This is a genomic window from Flaviaestuariibacter terrae (assembly GCF_054777635.1).
In genome coordinates, this window is record NZ_BAAHAL010000006.1 from 21268 (window position 1) to 37480 (window position 16213).

General features: G+C 59.5%; 20 protein-coding genes. 8 read left to right on the plus strand and 12 right to left on the minus strand.

The window, feature by feature from the left end; genetic code table 11:
- Nucleotides 1-5: 5 nt before the first annotated feature.
- Nucleotides 6-1325 (plus strand): aspartate kinase, encoded by a 1320-nt coding sequence (locus ACYU7Z_RS00800; RefSeq protein WP_460566642.1) that lies wholly within the window; start codon nucleotides 6-8, stop codon nucleotides 1323-1325.
- Here ACYU7Z_RS00800 and ACYU7Z_RS00805 read toward each other — a convergent pair.
- From ACYU7Z_RS00805 to ACYU7Z_RS00825, 5 genes are all read right to left on the minus strand, one after another.
- On the minus strand, nucleotides 1322-1753 hold the full coding sequence (locus ACYU7Z_RS00805; RefSeq protein WP_460566644.1) for a response regulator: 432 nt from the start codon (nucleotides 1751-1753) through the stop codon (nucleotides 1322-1324). The two genes, ACYU7Z_RS00800 and ACYU7Z_RS00805, sit on opposite strands and share 4 nt — an antisense overlap.
- A 125-nt stretch (nucleotides 1754-1878) precedes the next feature.
- Nucleotides 1879-2928: an S-adenosylmethionine:tRNA ribosyltransferase-isomerase gene (queA, locus tag ACYU7Z_RS00810; RefSeq protein WP_460566646.1), complete on the minus strand. Its 1050-nt coding sequence runs from the start codon at nucleotides 2926-2928 to the stop codon at nucleotides 1879-1881.
- A gap of 222 nt (nucleotides 2929-3150) precedes the next feature.
- The gene (locus ACYU7Z_RS00815) at nucleotides 3151-4107 is read right to left on the minus strand and encodes a phosphatase PAP2 family protein (RefSeq protein ID WP_460566648.1); all 957 of its coding nucleotides are present in this window, start codon (nucleotides 4105-4107) and stop codon (nucleotides 3151-3153) included.
- A 91-nt stretch (nucleotides 4108-4198) separates the two neighbouring features.
- The gene (locus ACYU7Z_RS00820; RefSeq protein WP_460566650.1) at nucleotides 4199-5884 is read right to left on the minus strand and encodes an ABC transporter ATP-binding protein; all 1686 of its coding nucleotides are present in this window, start codon (nucleotides 5882-5884) and stop codon (nucleotides 4199-4201) included.
- Nucleotides 5885-5933: 49 nt separating this feature from the next.
- Entirely contained in the window at nucleotides 5934-6704 is a 771-nt protein-coding gene (locus tag ACYU7Z_RS00825) for an AMP nucleosidase (RefSeq protein WP_460566652.1), read from the minus strand.
- Nucleotides 6705-6734: 30 nt separating this feature from the next.
- Here ACYU7Z_RS00825 and ACYU7Z_RS00830 point away from each other — a divergent pair, with 30 nt between their 5' ends.
- Complete coding sequence (locus ACYU7Z_RS00830; RefSeq protein WP_460566654.1) at nucleotides 6735-7178, plus strand: type I restriction enzyme HsdR N-terminal domain-containing protein; 444 nt, start codon at nucleotides 6735-6737, stop codon at nucleotides 7176-7178.
- Nucleotides 7179-7272: 94 nt separating this feature from the next.
- Here ACYU7Z_RS00830 and ACYU7Z_RS00835 read toward each other — a convergent pair whose 3' ends face one another.
- From ACYU7Z_RS00835 to ACYU7Z_RS00850, 4 genes are all read right to left on the minus strand, one after another.
- A complete protein-coding gene (locus ACYU7Z_RS00835; protein ID WP_460566656.1) occupies nucleotides 7273-7794 on the minus strand; it encodes a hypothetical protein in 522 nt (173 codons plus the stop codon).
- A gap of 11 nt (nucleotides 7795-7805) precedes the next feature.
- Nucleotides 7806-8285 (minus strand): hypothetical protein, encoded by a 480-nt coding sequence (locus ACYU7Z_RS00840; protein WP_460566658.1) that lies wholly within the window; start codon nucleotides 8283-8285, stop codon nucleotides 7806-7808.
- 225 nt (nucleotides 8286-8510) lie between these two features.
- A complete protein-coding gene (locus tag ACYU7Z_RS00845) occupies nucleotides 8511-9323 on the minus strand; it encodes a sterol desaturase family protein (protein WP_460566660.1) in 813 nt (270 codons plus the stop codon).
- 61 nt (nucleotides 9324-9384) lie between these two features.
- Complete coding sequence (locus tag ACYU7Z_RS00850; RefSeq protein WP_460566662.1) at nucleotides 9385-9621, minus strand: hypothetical protein; 237 nt, start codon at nucleotides 9619-9621, stop codon at nucleotides 9385-9387.
- Nucleotides 9622-9705: 84 nt separating this feature from the next.
- Here ACYU7Z_RS00850 and ACYU7Z_RS00855 point away from each other — a divergent pair, with 84 nt between their 5' ends.
- Nucleotides 9706-9948, plus strand: coding sequence for a hypothetical protein (locus tag ACYU7Z_RS00855; RefSeq protein ID WP_460566664.1), 243 nt, complete (start codon nucleotides 9706-9708; stop codon nucleotides 9946-9948).
- Nucleotides 9949-10002: 54 nt separating this feature from the next.
- Here the strand turns inward: ACYU7Z_RS00855 and ACYU7Z_RS00860 are convergent, their stop codons facing one another.
- Nucleotides 10003-11235 carry a TCR/Tet family MFS transporter gene (locus ACYU7Z_RS00860; RefSeq protein WP_460566666.1) on the minus strand — a complete coding sequence of 411 codons (1233 nt, stop codon included), beginning with the start codon at nucleotides 11233-11235 and terminating at the stop codon, nucleotides 10003-10005.
- Between the two features lie 327 nt (nucleotides 11236-11562).
- Here ACYU7Z_RS00860 and ACYU7Z_RS00865 point away from each other — a divergent pair, with 327 nt between their 5' ends.
- Nucleotides 11563-11730, plus strand: a complete 168-nt coding sequence (locus ACYU7Z_RS00865; protein WP_460566668.1) for a hypothetical protein — start codon at nucleotides 11563-11565, stop codon at nucleotides 11728-11730.
- Nucleotide 11731: 1 nt separating this feature from the next.
- A complete protein-coding gene (locus ACYU7Z_RS00870) occupies nucleotides 11732-11917 on the plus strand; it encodes a hypothetical protein (RefSeq protein ID WP_460566670.1) in 186 nt (61 codons plus the stop codon).
- Nucleotides 11918-11986: 69 nt separating this feature from the next.
- Here ACYU7Z_RS00870 and ACYU7Z_RS00875 read toward each other — a convergent pair whose 3' ends face one another.
- Both ACYU7Z_RS00875 and ACYU7Z_RS00880 read right to left on the minus strand, forming a co-directional pair.
- Nucleotides 11987-12256, minus strand: a complete 270-nt coding sequence (locus ACYU7Z_RS00875; protein ID WP_460566672.1) for an acylphosphatase — start codon at nucleotides 12254-12256, stop codon at nucleotides 11987-11989.
- Nucleotides 12256-12777 (minus strand): YdeI/OmpD-associated family protein, encoded by a 522-nt coding sequence (locus ACYU7Z_RS00880; protein WP_460566674.1) that lies wholly within the window; start codon nucleotides 12775-12777, stop codon nucleotides 12256-12258. Before ACYU7Z_RS00880 ends, ACYU7Z_RS00875 begins: the two co-directional genes overlap by 1 nt.
- A gap of 91 nt (nucleotides 12778-12868) precedes the next feature.
- Here ACYU7Z_RS00880 and ACYU7Z_RS00885 point away from each other — a divergent pair, with 91 nt between their 5' ends.
- The 3 genes from ACYU7Z_RS00885 (at nucleotide 12869) to ACYU7Z_RS00895 (ending at nucleotide 16107) form a co-directional block, all read left to right on the plus strand.
- Complete coding sequence (locus ACYU7Z_RS00885) at nucleotides 12869-13078, plus strand: hypothetical protein (RefSeq protein ID WP_460566676.1); 210 nt, start codon at nucleotides 12869-12871, stop codon at nucleotides 13076-13078.
- A gap of 92 nt (nucleotides 13079-13170) precedes the next feature.
- Entirely contained in the window at nucleotides 13171-13428 is a 258-nt protein-coding gene (locus tag ACYU7Z_RS00890) for a hypothetical protein (RefSeq protein ID WP_460566678.1), read from the plus strand.
- 306 nt (nucleotides 13429-13734) lie between these two features.
- Nucleotides 13735-16107 (plus strand): outer membrane beta-barrel protein, encoded by a 2373-nt coding sequence (locus ACYU7Z_RS00895; protein WP_460566680.1) that lies wholly within the window; start codon nucleotides 13735-13737, stop codon nucleotides 16105-16107.
- The last annotated feature ends 106 nt before the right edge of the window (nucleotides 16108-16213 follow it).

Sequence of the window (16213 nt, forward strand, 5' to 3'; positions counted from 1 at the left end):
TTCCCATGAAGATTATGAAGTTTGGCGGCACTTCCGTTGGCAAGCCCGAGCGCATGCACGAAGTAGCCCGCCTCGTGACGGCCGACAGCGAAGCCAAGATCGTGGTGCTCAGCGCCGTGAGCGGAACCACCAATGCCCTGCTTGCCATCAGCCAGCAGCTGGCGCTGGGCAACCGCGAAGGCGCCCGCCTGGCCATCGATGCGCTCGAAACGCAGTACCAGGGATTTGTTGCCGACCTCGTTAGCGGGGAGGCTGCACTCGAAAAGGCCCGCTCGGTGCTGGAAGAGCACTTCGAGTTTCTCCATATTATCCTCCGCATTTCCTGGAGCGAGGCGCTCAATAAAGATATCCTCGCGCAGGGCGAGCTGCTGTCGACGAAACTGTTTTGCACCTACCTCGAAGAGCAGGGAATCCGCTATGCCTTGCTGCCCGCCCTCGACTTTATGCGTATCGACGCCAACGAGGAGCCGCAGCTCGACGTCATCCGCGAGCTGCTCGAAGGCGCGCTGGTCCAGCATGAAGGGACGGGACTTTTCATCACGCAGGGATTCATTTGTCGCAATGCGCGCGGCGAGGTCGACAACCTGAAGCGCGGCGGTTCCGACTACAGTGCCTCGCTGATCGCGGCCGCAGTCGGCGCATCCGCCTGCGAGATCTGGACCGATATCAACGGGATGCACAACAACGACCCACGCGTGGTGGACCGCACCGTGCCCGTGGGCCGGCTTTCCTTCGACGAGGCCGCCGAGCTCGCTTACTTCGGTGCCAAGATCCTGCACCCGGCCTCCATCTGGCCGGCGCAGCAGTACAATGTGCCGGTGAAGCTGCTTAATACCATGGAGCCGGCCGCCGAGGGCACGCTTATCACCGCCGATGCCGCCACGCCCGGCGCGAAGGCCGTTGCCGCCAAAGACGGCATCACCGCGGTCAATATCAAAAGCAGCCGGATGCTACTGGCCTATGGCTTCCTGCGCCGCGTGTTCGAGATCTTCGAAAAGCACCGCACCTCGATCGATATGATCACGACATCCGAAGTCGCCGTATCGGTAACGATAGACAATGCCACGGCGCTGCCGGCCATACTGGAGGAGCTTGAAACGCTGGGTGTTGTTTCCGTCGACGGCAACCAGGCCATCGTATCGATCGTGGGCCACGAGATCGCATCCGACCCGACGATGCTCCAGCGGATCTTCAGCAGCCTGGAGGGTGTAGAAATACGGATGGTCAGCTACGGCGGCTCGCTGCACAACATCTCGCTGCTTGTTGCCGCCGATAAGAAAAAGGAAGTGCTGCAGCGGTTAAATAAGGGGGTGTTCGGTCTCTAGAAATCGTTCGGCGCGGCGCACAGCTTCCAGTATTCCATGATGACGCTGATGGTCTTTTCGAGTTCGGCCATCGAGTTCTTCTTGATAAAGAATCCCTGTACCGACAAGCTGTAGGCGTCGATAACGGCCTTCTGGTTCATCGCCGTGGAAAAGAACAGGTAGGGAATGCATTTCACCTGGAGGGCCGCGTCGGTCTTGAGCTTTTCGCGGAGCTCGAAGCCACTGAGCTTCGGCATGTTGATGTCGGAAAGAATCAGGAAGGGCACAATATCCGTGCGGTTTACATACTCGAGGGCTTGCTCCCCGTCGGAAAAGAACACGACCTCGTTGCTGTAGTTAAGGTTCCGGAAAACCTCCGTCAGGATCTCCTGGTCTTCGGCATCGTCTTCAATAATGATCACCGGGCCCTTCTTGTTCATGATGTCCATTCGCTAAATATACCGATCTTAAGCCGGTTGGCTTTGGCCAGGCTGCCAGGCTGCCCTGCGATCAGGCAGAATGAAAAAAGGCTGCACCGGGTGGTGCAGCCTTTTTTCGTCGCATAGATTCGTATTTATACAATCAGCATGGCATCGCCATAGCTGAAGAAGCGGTACTTGTCCTTGATGGCTTTCTTGTAAGCTTCCATCATGAGGTCGTAGCCGGCAAAGGCGCAGGCCATGATGAGGAGGCTTGTTTTAGGCAGGTGGAAGTTGGTCACCAGCGCATCGGCGATGTTGAACTCGTAGGGCGGGTGGATGAACGTGTTGGTCCAGCCTTCGGAGGGCTTCAGCATGCGCTGGGCCGTGAAGCTCGATTCCAGGGCGCGCATCGTTGTGGTGCCGATGGAGCAAACGCGGTGGTTCGTTTCCTTGGCCTTGTTCACGATCTTGCAGGCGGTGTCGTCGATCCGGTAGTACTCAGCGTCCATCTTGTGCTTGCTGAGGTCTTCCACCTCGATGGGGCGGAAGGTGCCAAGCCCGGTGTGGAGCGTTACTTCAGCGAAGCGTACGCCCTTGATCTCGCAACGCTTGATCAGCTCGCGGCTGAAGTGCAGACCCGCAGTAGGAGCTGCTACGGCGCCTTCATACTTTGCGTAAACGGTCTGGTAGCGCTCGCGGTCTTCCTCATCGGGCTTGCGCTTGATGTATTTGGGAAGGGGTGTCTCGCCGTGCTTTTCGAGGATGTCGCGAAAGGCATTGTCGTCGCCATCAAAAAGGAACTTGATGGTGCGGCCGCGCGAGGTGGTGTTGTCGATCACTTCGGCCACCAGGTCTTCGTCGTCGCCGAAATACAGCTTGTTGCCCACGCGGATCTTGCGGGCCGGGTCGACGATCACGTCCCACAGGCGGTGCTCCTTATTGAGCTCGCGCAGGAGGAACACCTCGATCTTGGCGCCGGTCTTTTCCTTGCGTCCGTACATACGGGCCGGGAAGACCTTGGTGTTGTTGACGACAAAGGCATCTTTGTCGTCGAAGTACTCCAGGATGTCGCGGAAGTTGCGGTTTTCGATCTCACCGGTTTTGCGGTGGATCACCATCATGCGGGAATCTTCGCGTTTCTTGGACGGGTTCTGCGCGATCAGGTTGAGCGGCAGGTCAAATTTGAATTGGGACAGCTTCATGTAGTGTACTTCAGATTTTCGGACCGATGGCCGAAGAGGGGGCGAGGAGGTGCGCCAGGGGCGCCCGTGCAGAAGTACCTCCCAGTCCCCGGTCTTACGGCACCGGGCCTGGATATGCGTTTAAGGCGGCAAAGGTAGGGAATATAGAACAAGGAACAAGGAATGCAGAACGCCGAACAGGCGCGCCGTGGTAACGGCAAGGCAACGGGGATAAGGACGGCGTCAGTGCAGGGCCAGCGGCGCCGCACTGGTGAAGGCATTCCTTGCCTTGAAATGCTTCTTCGCCGGCCGCCACGTCGCGCCGAGGCCCGCGCCGAATTCGTTGTAGGTCACGCCGAACTGCACGGTCTTGGGATTAACCTTGTGCAGCGCGGGAATGGCGATGCCCGATGTGGCGCCAACCAGGAGCCCGAGGAATACGTCAGAGGGAAAATGGGCAAGCGCCTTCACACGGGAATAGCCAATAACAAGCGGCGGCAGCGAGGCGAGGGCGTACCAGAGGTATTTTTTCCTGCCTACCTCGGGGTGATAGTCCGAATACACCTTGACCGCAAAGAAGGTCGCAGCGGCGGCATTGGCCGTGTGGCCGCTGAACATCGAGTTGCGCTGACCGCCGCCCTGGCGCAGCGCGGGATCGAAGTTGCTGTAATAAACGAGGGGGCGCAACCGGTTCTGAAACGCGGGACCCAGCGGGCTGTAATTGTAAATAGTGAATGTGACCGCCTGCGCCTCGTAAAACATCAGCGCTACCTTCCAGCCATCCTTGCGAATGTTGTCGTCGAGCAGGATGCTGAGCGAAGCCGCGACGGTCACGGGAAGGCCGACGTCGGAAAACTTATACCACCAGTCGCGCTGGTTCGGATCCTGCTCCACCGCCCAGCGGTCAAGGGAGCTCAGGAGCTCGGGCCGGAGCGCCGCGATTTCCGCCGGGGAAATCTCTTTTTTGGCGTGCAGGATGTTGGGGATGGCGTAGAAGTTACCGATCGTCATCACGGCATCGAGCGGGATGGTTACCCAGGGATTCACCTTGTACACGATCTGCTTCAGGGGCTTGCCGGCGGGCGCATGGTCGATGGTGTCGACCTTTGCTTGCTGCGCGGCTGCGGGCAGCACGCTTCCGGCGAGGATGAGCTGGAGCAGAATTTTCCCGGTCCTTCTGTAGTTCCTTGCAAAGTTCATGCGTCCGAACTTAAAAAAGCCGTGCCACCGGGCTTTGAAGGATGCGTCGGCCGGGGATGTCTAAGTACCCCAACCCGCTGCGGGTAAAATATCAGACACCGGGTCTCAGCGATTTCCCGGGAACGGCGGCCAGCAGTTGTTGGGTGTATGGGTTGCGGGGATTGCGGTAGACTTCTTCGGCCGGTCCGAGCTCAACGATGCGTCCGGCCTGCATCACCGCAATCCGGTCGCTCATATGCCGCACCACTGACAGGTCGTGCGAAATAAAGAGCAGGGTGAGGGACAGCTCGCGGCGCAGGTCGTTGAGCAGGTTGAGCACCTGCGCCTGCACGCTGACGTCGAGGGCCGATACCGATTCGTCGCACACGAGCAGCGACGGGTTAAGGGTGAGGGCTCGTGCGATTACGATTCGCTGGCGCTGTCCGCCGGAGAAAGCGTGCGGGTACCGGTCGGCGGCGCTTTCGGGAAGACCCACCTGGTCGAGCAGCTGGCGCACGCGGCGGCGGCGGTCGGCGGCGGGCAGCTTTGTGTGGATGGCAAGCGGTTCGCCAAGCGCATCACCGATTGTCAGCTTGGGATTCAGCGCCGAATAGGGATCCTGGAACACCAGCTGAACGTCGCGGCGAAAGGCGAGCAATTCGTGGGCGGATAGCTGCTGCAGGTCGCGGCCGCCAACACGGATACTGCCCGCACCTGGTGCTACGAGGCGCAGCAGGGCCCGCCCCAGCGTCGATTTGCCACAGCCCGACTCGCCAACAAGCCCCATGGTTTCTCCGGAAAAAATATCGAGGCTGACCCCGTCGACGGCGGTGAAGAAACGTACCGGCGTGCCCCAGAGATTACGCCGCAGCGGGAAGCGAACCACGAGGTCCCGTATTTCTACGGCCAGCCCCGCGGGTGGAGCCGCAGGAGTAATGGGCGCTGCGGGCGCCGTGGCGCCTTCCAGGAAATCGGCCACCACCGGGAGCCTGCTCCCGGGCGGATGCAGGGCAGGGCGGCAGGCAAGCAATGCTTTTGTATACGGCTCCCGCGGATGACTGAGGACGTCGGCAACCGGGCCGCGCTCGAGCAACCGGCCCCGGTACAATACGGCCACGCGGTCGGCGATCTCCGCCACAACGCCAAGGTCGTGCGTGATGAAGAGCACGCCCATATTGAGCTCCTGCTGGAGCTCGCGGATGAGGGCCAGGATAGAGCGCTGCACGGTAACGTCGAGGGCGGTGGTCGGCTCATCACAAATGAGCAGCGCCGGCTTGCAGCATAGCGCGATGGCGATCATGACGCGCTGCTTCTGGCCGCCACTGAGCTGGTGCGGGTAGCGGCGCATCATTCCTTCCGGGTCGGGGAGCTGCACGCGGCGCAGCCAGTAGATTGCTTTTTCCCGTGCCGCGCGCTTCGTGAGCCCCGCATGGCGGCGCAGCACTTCGGTCAGCTGGCGGCCGCAGGTAAGCACGGGGTTGAGCGCGGTCATCGGCTCCTGGAAGATCATCGAGATGCGGTTGCCGCGAATCGCCTCGAGCTGCCGCAACGGCATCGTAAGCAGGTCGCTGCTTTGGGCGCCATCGGTAAAAAGAAGCTCGCCGGAAACCTGCGCCGACGGCGGCAGCAGGCGGAGGAGCGACAGGGCCGTCACCGATTTGCCGGAACCGGATTCACCCACAAGGGCCAGCAGTTCGCCGCGGCCCACCGTAAGCGAAAGAGGCTCCAGCACCACGCGGCGGCCGTCGCCCGTACCGAAGGCGATCTCCAGGTTTCGTATCGACAGAAGTTCCTCCATCAGGTTTACGGGCTTCGCCTGCCAGGTTTTTTGTTGCGGTCCGGTTGGGTCAGAAGCGCAGGTGCCGTACCGTGAGTCCGTTGTTGGCAAGCTGCTTCAGTGAGTCGATGCCGATCTTGATATGGCGCTCCACGAATTGCTCGGTCACCTTGCGGTCGCTTTCCTCGGTCTTCACGCCGTCGGGCGTCATCGGCGAATCGCTTACAAGCAGGAGGGCCCCGGTCGGGATCTTGTTGTAGAAACCAACGGAGAAGATGGTAGCCGTTTCCATATCGATGGCGTAGGCACGCACTTTCTGCAAGTATTCTTTAAACTGCTCGTCGTGCTCCCACACGCGGCGGTTGGTGGTGTACACGGTGCCGGTCCAGTAATCCACTTCGTAATCGCGGATGGTGGTGGAGATGGCTTTCTGCAGCGCAAACGCAGGCAGGGCGGGCACTTCGGGCGGGAAGTAGTCGTTCGACGTACCCTCGCCGCGGATCGCCGCGATGGGGAGGATGAGGTCGCCGAGCTTGTTGCGTCGCTTCAGGCCGCCGCACTTGCCGAGAAAGAGAACCGCTTCGGGCTCAATGGCCGTCAGCAGGTCCATAACGGTGGCGGCGGTGGGAGAGCCCATGCCGAAATTGATGATGGTGATGTTGTCGGCGGTGGCGCATTGCATGGGCTTGTCGGAGCCCACGATCGGCACATTGTGCCATTCGGCGAAGAGCCGTACATAGTTGCTGAAGTTGGTCAGCAGGATGTAATCGCCGAATTGGTCGAGCGACTGGCCGGTGTAGCGTACCAGCCAGTTCTTGACGATTTCTTCTTTTGTCTTCATGCACAAATATAAATCAATTAGGTTTGACGCATGATCGAGCTGTTGTACCCGGAGCCGCAGTTCCGCTACAAAGACGAGGGCGGCAAGCGTTACATCTTCGACGCGCTGCGCCGGATCTGGCTCCTGCTGACGCCCGAGGAATGGGTGCGGCAAAACTTCCTGCAATACCTCCGGCAGGTACTCCATTACCCTCCGGCCTTTATCGCGGTGGAAAAAGAGATCCGCCTCAACGACCTCAAAAAGCGGTTTGATATCCTGGTATACGACACGCAGCACCAGCCCTGGATGCTCGTGGAATGCAAGGCGCCCGAAGTTCCGCTCGCGCCCCATGTGCTCGACCAGGCCCTCCGCTATAACATCTCGGTGCCGGTAGCTTATATTGTGCTGAGTAACGGGCAGCACAGCATGGCCTGGGAGAAGCGCGACGCCACGCTTGTGGGGATCGACAGGCTGCCGCCCTGGCCCGCCGTGTAAAATCATTGCTTAGTGACTTCCCGTATAAACACCGGTAAAGAAAGCACAGCCTTCACAAGCAAGCGCTTTACCTGATTGCCGAATAATTGGCCGGTCAAACCGCCCGCCGGGGCAGGTGCTGCAGCCGGAAAACGGGTGTAGCCGGCTTTACGGGCGGCGCCTTGCGCGCGAGGTAAACTTCGTAAAAGTCCTGCATCAGCGAATCCAGCAGCATCCACTGTACTTTATCCGATTCTGTTGCCCGGGCCACGAGCCATTCCGAAACGAGGTTGTAGCTGCGTACAAAATGGAACCGGAGCGGCGCATCGCCGGAAATACAGGCGGATGTATTTTCTGTCTTCACCTTGTTCAGCAGCGATTCGAGCGCCGCTCGTTCGGCCGCCGGGTCGATGGGCAGGTGACGGGTAAACTTGTGCTGCAGGGACCCAAGGAAGTCCAGCAGCCTGCCAGTCGCTTCCTCGCCTCGCTTGTTCCCGATACAATTGCGGAACAGGAAGGTGAATAGATACAGTACCAATGCCAGCAGCAGCAACTCCGGAAGTACCGTCAAAAGCGGGGCGCCCCCCAGGAATGAGGGCATGCGCCCCATACCTGCTGTGCGCGTGTAATTGTTCATGCGTTCCTTTTTTAAAATGCGTAGCGTATCCCCAGGCCTCCATGCCGGGCCTCGAAGTAATTCACTCCTGCCAGGTTCACGGCCGGCTGCCAGGCAAAGCTCAGGTTGACCGGTGCTCCGCGCACCTTGTAATCGATACCAACAATGCCGTCTGCACCGAAGACCAGGTCTTCATGCGGCTCGCCAGGATGTTCGTCCGGGATGCGGTCGCCGCGGAAGGAGCTGTGCAGGCCGGGGCCGGCAAACCAGTTCAGTCCGGGCACCTTGCCAAGGCTGCCGTGGTATTCGGCCAGCACCGTGAGCCGGAAGCCGTGCTGCAGGTAGCCGATCCCTTCCAGCGCAATATGGCGGCCGACGAAGCGCTTCAGCGTTATTCCGGCCGGGTAGTACCAGATACCCGCCGCTGTACGGTAGTCGGTGCCCACGTTCTGGCCCAGTGCGGCCGTCGCCGCGCAGGCGGCAGCGACCAGGAAAAGAAGCTTCTTGTTCATGATCCGATTTTACGTTCGTTTCAACCAGGAATAGAGCCGTAGCCAGGGAGAGCCGTTGCCTTTGATCAGTGCGAAAAAACAGCAGTTGGTTTGCGGGGCGGACATAACGCTGGGTCAGCGATTCCGCCCCGTTTAATAGCCGGGAAAAGTATGCCACGAATGGGTCCTTTGCCCGGCAGTGCATTAGAAAACAGATAAGCGGTGAGCAGCCCGCCGGGCTTCGGGTCAGGCCGAAGCCTTGGAGTCGGCGGTTACGTTTCCGCCGGAAGATTTTTGCCGGAAAAGCGCGCGGTAAAGCGGGCTTTCGGTGCCCTTCCATTTGTCCCAGAACGTAAAGTAGAGTCCGTAGTTGTAGCGGAACTGCTTGTGGTGCAGCGAATGATGGGTGGCGCCGATGAGCCATCTCCCGAAAAAGCGACCAACAGCTCCCTTAGGATACACTTCGATGTCGAGGTGGTTAATGACCGAGCTGAAGGTCATGATGGTCAGCTGCAGGAGCACCACGTACAGGTGCATCGGGAGCAGGAGCAGGAGTGCGGGCAGGAAGATCGCCTGCAGCAGCCCTTCCAGCGGGTGAAAGGAAAAGGCCGTCCAGGGCGATGTGATGTTGGAGTCGTGATGCACCTTGTGGAGGAGGCGGAATACGCGCGGGCGGTGCATCCAGCGGTGCAGCCAGTAGTAATAGGTTTCATGAAGCAACATGGCAACCACGAGTGACAGCGGCAGCCAGTACAACGGGTAGTCGTGCACGTCGAGGTACACTTTGGTATCGCCTTTCTGCCAGAGCAGGGCGAGGCCGCTGCCGGCCAGTGCAAAGAGCGCGGCTGTGATCGTGCTCCAGGTCACCTCGCGGCGGTACTGCCCGGGTTTGTGCGGGCGCTCGTTGATCTTGCGCTCCTGCCAGCGCGCGGGTTTCCAGCGGTAAAAAAAGATGTGAAAGGCGCCCGCAATCAGTACGTACCGGCCGATGACCACGAGAAAGATCACGAGGGTCGCCAGCGCGAAATAGGAGGGTACGCTCAGGTCGGGGAGTTGCATCTGCGTAAAGGTAACAGCCGGAAGAGGGAAAAGTTGGGTGCCTGCAGGCCTTTAGCCGCAGTTACTCGTCGTCGAGCAGGCCCCTGCCTTCCTCGTCATCCGAAGAAATGGTGCTGTCGCCGAGCTCGCCGAGCGGCGGGGCATGCACGAATTCCTGGCCGGGAATGTCTTTCACATCGGGAAGGTCGATAGTGGCTTCGTCGGGACGCAGCCGCTCCGTATCGCGGGCCGGGTCGTGTACATCGGAGCCGTCCCGTACTTCCGGGGCTTTGAGCTTGTTGCCGGGATCATTTGCCATAGCTAATCGTTTCGGTTTGACGAGAAAATTCTGTGCCGTAACGGAAGTGGCACAATAGTATTGGCATCCTGTAAAACGAAGTTTATGCAGCACGACGAAAACGATAAGATAGCACGCGACCGCCCCGCCGACGAGGGCCGCCGCAACGATCCCGATCTGCGCGACGAGTCGGGCGCGCAGCCCGGCGTCGGTACGATGAGCTCGAGCGCGTACGATGAGACCAATGAGCGCAGCAGTAAAAGCGCCGCCGACGGCTTCAAGACAGCGTTCGGCAAAGACGCGGATAAAACGTATGATGATGGCGGGAGCGGGGAAGACGGCAAGTAGAATATCGAATATCGAATTTCGAATATCGAATAACGAATATCGAAGCGAAGTTCGTTAGCGGTCGGCGATGACCGGGCGGCGCGTGGGATGCAGACTGTAATAGGCCCAGATACTGGCGCAGAGCATCAGCAGGGCGCCCAATAAGAATGGCGCGCCGGCAAAGTGCACCGGTGCTTTCGGCCCGGTGAAATACGAAAAGATCCCGGTCATGATCAGCGGCCCGACGATGGAGGTGAGGCTCATAAGGCTCGTGAGCGCGCCCTGCAGTTCGCCCTGCTCATTGGCGGGCGCGTGCTGCGAAATGATCGACTGCAGCGCAGGTCCGCAGATGCCTCCAAGGCAATAGGGCAGCATCACCGCAAACAGCATCCAGGAGCTGGAAGCAAACGCAAACAGCAGCATGCCGGCGGCATAGAGGCCGAGGCCGAGGTAGACGCTTTTTTCATTGCCGATCTTCGGGGTAATGATGCGGATAAGCCCGGCCTGGGTAATGGCGATGAGTATCCCGAACATCGCCAGCGAGTAACCGATCATTTTTTCCGACCAGTTGAATTTTTCGATGGTGAAAAAGGTCCAGTTGCTTTGGATGGCATGTGCCGCGATGTATACCAGCACGAGCGCGCCGATAAGTCCGCCGATGGCCGGTATGCGGCGAAACAGCAGCACGGGTCCCGCGGGGTTGGCGCGAGCCCATTCAAAGGGCCGGCGGTTTTCGGGTGCGAGCGATTCGGGCAGCACGAAGTAGCCGTAGAGCGCATTAAGCAGGCAGAGCGCGGCCGCGATCATGAAGGGCACGCGCGCCCCGAACGACCCGAGGAGGCCGCCTGCGAGCGGGCCGATGATAAATCCAAGTCCGAACGCAGCGCCGATCAGCCCGAAGTTTTTCGCGCGGTTTTCCGCCGTGCTGATGTCGGCGATATAAGCCGACGCGGTGGTGAAGGAAGCGCCCGTGAACCCGGCGATGGCACGGCCGAGAAAGAGCCAGCCGATGCTCGGGGCCAGCGAGAGGAAGATGTAGTCGACACCAAAGCCAAGGAGCGAGAGCAGCAGCACCGGGCGGCGCCCGTAGCGGTCGCTCAGGTTGCCGATGATCGGGGCGCAGGTAAACTGCATGATGGCATAGGCGAAGCTAAGCCAGCCGCCCCAGCGTGCCGCCTGCGATACGCTGCCGCCGGTAAGGCTTTCAATGAGCTTCGGCATCACGGGTATGATGAGACCGAGACCGGTAACGTCGATCAGCAGTGTCAGGAAGATGAAGCTTAGCGCAGCCGGGCGGGTTGATTTCATTCGAAACTGAATTGGGAGGCAAAGGTGGGACTTTTGGGCAGCTTCCGGAAAGCTGGGGCAAATTTGCAACAGGTGGGGCGCGCCGGGATTACTGCGAAAGCTCTTCCGGTAAGGGGCTGTTGTTGGTCTGGCTTAGGGTTTTCGCGTAGAAGCACTCATTTTCCAAGGCTCAGGCTGAACGGCACTTTATTTGAAGTTTTTTAGGTACAAAAGCGCCTGTTTATGACCGTCCTCCAGTTTAAAGAGCTGACTTCCCGCCAAAAAAAGATCGCTGTTCTTCGCACCGGCTCTTTCCTCTGTGAACGGAAACGAGGCCTTCTGCGCAGTATGCTTTACCAGGTCGACGGATTCTACATCGAGATCTGGTTTCTCCGCTTCGGCCGCGAGGCCCTTTGGTACAATGCCTTCGACGGCACGCAGGCGCTCAACCCCTACCTCAAGCAGATCGACATCTCGGGCCTCTTTGGTTCCCACTCCCTGCAGAGCAATCCCTGATATGGACAAGCAAAACGAACCCGCCGTTATTCCCCCGCGCAGCGCGGACAATGCCCAGCGCCAGGATATCGAGATCCGGCCCAATCCCAACCCGCGCGCCAACGAAAACCTCGATGCCTCACCCGGTGTTGAAAATGCCGATACGGAAGGCATTGGCAGCGAGGTGACGGATGGAGAAGACGCGTAGGGAGCAGCAGAACAGCAGAACAACAGAACAGCAGAACAAGGAACAAGGAACAAGGAAGGTTGAAGGAGGTTAGCGCTGGATGCGGAATCCTTCGGGAACCGGATCCTGAGTGTCGCTGCAGCTGACGGACTCGACGACGGCCTTTTCGGGGCCGCGCTCGCACCAGCGAATGAATTCCCGGATCTTTTCGTCGGGGCCGCTTGCCAGGGCTTCCACCGAGCCATCGGGGCAATTGCGCACCCAGCCGCGCAGCCCGAGACTTTCGGCCACATCGCGGGCGGTGGCGCGGTAAAAAACACCCTGCACCTTTCCCCTCACCTGTATTAGTACGGTACGCATCAGAATCCGTCTTTTTCTTTCCGGGCCTTTGCCGCCCGGATCATTTCTCCATAACCCATGCCACGCGCCATAGCGTCGAGCATCTGGGCGATCCGCTTGGCCCTTGTAGCATCTGTTTTGGCGCTTTCCACCCAACGCGCAAAGTAGCGCCGGTGGGAGAGTGGGAGCGATTCATAAAAAGCAGTAGCCTCAGGTTCGTCGGCCAGGCACTCGGCGATATCGGCCGGGGTTTCGAAGACATCATCGTCCACTTCCAGCACAACTTCCACTGAGGCGCCCTTTTCCTTCCGGAGCAGCTTGCGCATAGCGGCGTTGACGGCGAGGATAAAGTCGCCGGCGCCCATAGGCACAAGGGCCACGCTCTTGATCGGCATCTTGTCGATGCGCCCCTTTACGCGGTAGGAGCTGCGGCAGCCCGGCTTCAGCTGGGCGGCAAGTTCTTCGGAAATGGCCAGGTAGGTCCAGCCGGTCTTTTCGCCCTGCTGGCCAAAGCGCTCAAGCTGTGTGGTAAAGCGGATCATAGCTGGGAGCTAAGCTAACCAGAATCGGGCAAATGGTTGCTGGCACAGGATTAGCCCGGTATCCGGCATCAATCAATTAAAAAAGAGCATCATGGAACCCAATCGCAACAGGATCGACGGCCACGAATCGAACCGCCCGGAAACCCCGGGCCGTGGCCCGCAGGGCGTAGACAAGGCCCCGGGCGAAGAGCCAAGCCAGGACAATGTTCAATTCACGCAGCAAACCCAGAAGGGCAAGCAGCAGGTGGACGCCGACGTAGACCGCGAGGAAGACCGGCCGGTGAAGGAGCAGGATATTTAGAAGTTTGCTGTTTGATGTTTGGAGTTGTGCTACCGGTACCAGGAACCGATAAACCACAAAACCCAAACCCCAAACTCCCTTATTTTTACTTCATGTCTTGTCAATTCAACCTCCCCATCAGCGGCGAGCCTCAGGCTGCCCTCGACAAAGCCCGCAAAGCCGTGCAAAGCCAGGGCGGAACCTTTACCGGCGACACGAATGCCGGCCAGTTCAGCGTAACGGTTTTCGGCAATGTCATCGCCGGGGCCTATACCGTGGCGGGCGCGGAGCTGCAGATCCATATTACCGAGAAGCCTTTCCTGCTGCCTTGCCCGGCCATCGAGAGCTACCTGAAGAGTGCGATCCATTAAGAAAGCTTTAACGGGAATTTTGCCGGCTTGGCCGATGTCGAAACGGCGTTAGCCTAACGGGAACGCATTAGCGCGCCGGAAGGGTGTACTTTCATCATGTCATCACCAAAATGACACTCGTCCCTACCGGTAAGGGGTCGCAGCCAGACTAACTATCCCGCATCGAGCCCTGTCCTGTTGAGGATGTGTCAATGCATTCGGCCGTGAGTGATCACGGCTTTTTTCATGCCCGGCGCTTCCGGTTCTTCCTGAACAACTTGTTAAATGGACGGGCGCCGCCCGGATGCGCCGGTACTTTTACAGCGCATGAACCAAACCTATCGCCGGCTGTTGCTCCTGCTCCTCGTGCAGGGCTGTGTGCTCCCCCTGCTGGCCCAGTATAGCCTGGGCGTTTCCGTAACCGATGCCCGCAGGCACCCGGTGCCTTTTGCCTCCGTGGACGTTACCAGTTTCAGCGACAGCTCGCAGCGCTTCCGGCAGGTGGCCGACAGCAACGGGCTGGCCCGCTTCGACCTGCCGGCCGAAGGCGCCTGGGAGGTTACTGCCTCCTCGGTCAATTTCAGCGCGGCGCGAAAGGGCATCCGCATCAGCGCGACCAGCACGCGCTTCGGCATCGTGCTCGAGCCCTCCGGGACGCTCAGCACGGTTGTGGTGTCGTCCACAAGACCGGTGATGCGGCAGGAAGACGACAAGACGATTGTCGAGCCCGAGAACCTCGCTGCCTCCTCCACCAACGCCTACGAGCTGATCGAAAAAACGCCGGGGATCTTCATGGACCAGGACGGCAACATCTACCTGAACAGCACAACGCCGGCCTCCATCTACATCAACGGCCGCGAGCAGAAAATGAGCACGGCGGATATCGCCACGATGCTCAAGAACCTGCCACCCAACTCCATTGCCCGCCTTGAAATCCTGCGCACCCCCTCGGCCCGTTACGATGCCTCCGGCTCGGGAGGCGTTGTCAACGTCGTGCTCCGCAAAGGCGTCAAGCCGGGTCTAACCGGCTCGGTCAACGGCATCCTGAGCCAGGGTCGCTACGGCACACAGTCGACCGGCCTCAGCCTCAATAACAACAACGGCCGCAGCACGACCTACCTCAACCTCAACATCGGCCACCGCGACGGCTTCGAGGAGCTCCGGTCGCAGCGCTACTTCCGCCCCGACTCGGTGCTGGCGCAACAAAGCGTTACGCGTTACCCGACCGATAATATTTTCCTGGGCTTCGGATTCTCGCTTCCTGTGGGCCGGCGCTGGGAGCTCAATTACGACGGGCGGGCCACCTATGGACGGCAGCGCAACAGCAGCGATAACCACTCCGTCATCGCGGGGGCCGCTACCGGCATCCCGAGCAGCGACAACACCGCACACGTACAAAACAGCGGTCGCAACGGGCATATCAGCCAGGGCTTTTCGGCAAAGTATAAGATCGACAGCCTCGGGTCGGAGTGGAGCAGCGATGTGTCGTACAGCTGGACGCCGAACCGGACGGAGCAGGAGCTGCATTCCGTATTTCTACTGCCTGCGCCCGCAAGCAGCGACAGCAAAGGCATCATCGACAACGACCTCCGATCCTTCTCGGCGCAAAGCAACCTGGTACGCAAGCTGCCGCGGCACGTATCGCTCGAAGGCGGCCTCAAATCGACACTCGTTCGCTTCCGCAACACGACCGAGTACACACGCCTTTCTTCCTTCCGTTATAGCGAAAACATTCACGCCGCCTACGTGCAGGTCTCCAAGACCTTCGGGCAGGGCATCACGCTCAAAGCCGGCACGCGCCTCGAGAACACCAACATGACGGGGCGGCAGCTGCAGCCGGCCGATACGTCCTTTGCCATTCATCGCACCGATCTCTTTCCCTACGTATACCTGAGCCGCGACCTGATGAAGATCATGGGCTACCAGCTGCGGGCCTACCTCGTGTACCGCCGCAGCATCACGCGGCCTACGTACGAATACCTGAATCCATCGCTGCGCCTCGTGGACCCGTATCTCTACGAGTCGGGCAACCCCACGCTGCGGCCGCAGTTCACGCAGAACTACGAGGCCAATGTCTCCGTCGACGAGCGACCTATCGTGGCTGTGGGTATGAACGAAACGCACGACATCTTTAACCAGGTGGTGTACCAGCAGTCGGGCGCTTCGGCCGACAGCAGCCGCAAGGTGGCCTACCGTACCTACGACAACCTCGGAAGCAACCACGAGTTTTATGCGCGTGCGCTCGGCGCCATACCGGGCAAGAAGATCTTTATCGTTGCGGGTGTCCAGTACAACCGCAATTTTTACGAAGGACTCTATGAAGGGAAGCCACTATCCTTCCGTCGCGGCACCTGGATGATCTTTACCTACCAGACGTATAAGCTGACCCCGCTCACGCAGCTTACCGTGAACGGCTTCTGGCGGATGAAGGGCACCGCGCAGTTTTACGAGCTCACGCCCTTCGGGCAGCTTTCGATGAGCCTCACGCAGCAACTGCTGAAGAAAAAGCTGTCGCTTACGCTCAGCGGCAACGACCTGTTCTACACGAACAACTATGATTTCGCACTTGCGCAGGGATCGGTACGCGCCAACGGCACGCGTTCGTCCGACACGCGCCGGGCTGTTCTGACCGTCCGCTACCAGTTTGGCTTCCGCAAAAAAGAGGAGCGCGAGCTCAACCTGGAAGCGCCTTCGCAGTAGCCTTTCTAATTGCATTTTAATAGCCCTTCGGCGGGTACTAATCTAGATTTGTAGCCACTGTAGTCCCCAGTAGGATAGCAGTTTTTCTGGTCAGTTAGTTTTGGTT